This window comes from Glutamicibacter sp. 363 (assembly GCF_052379505.1).
Lineage (GTDB): Bacteria > Actinomycetota > Actinomycetes > Actinomycetales > Micrococcaceae > Glutamicibacter.
Window position 1 is genome coordinate 1 of sequence record NZ_JBQSYR010000091.1, and the last position, 396, is coordinate 396.

Below are 396 nucleotides of genomic sequence, written 5' to 3' on the forward strand. Positions count from 1 at the left end.
CGGGCAGCTAATTCTTTCTTCAGCCGTGCGATTTCTGCTTGTTCTTTGGTGAGTTTGCTCTTCGTGGTCCGTGCCGTTCCGCCCTGAGCTGTGGTGGCGTGCTCGTCGAGGATCCCTGCGTTGCGTAGTTTGCGCCATTCAGCAATGTGGGAGGAGTAGATCCCGTTGGCGCGTAGGTAGCTGCCGCCTTCACTTGTTTGGATGGCTTGGTCATAGCCTTCAAGGTAGGCAAGTTTCTGAGCGGGGCTGATTGTACGGCGACGGGGCTGGTCCGGGCGTGGAGAAGAATCCATGCTTCTATTCTCGGACACATCAGGGGCTGGTTGCTTCAAGGTGGTGATGCTCATGGTGCGCTGAGTTTCCTTGTTCTCGCCCTGTCTGGGGTGAGGCGGGGGT

General features: G+C 57.6%; 1 pseudogene. It reads right to left on the reverse strand.

What is annotated here, in order from left to right:
- Nucleotides 1-347, reverse strand: a pseudogene (locus ACT3UA_RS18990) (IS3-like element ISAar44 family transposase); the annotation flags it as partial.
- Nucleotides 348-396: the final 49 nt, after the last annotated feature.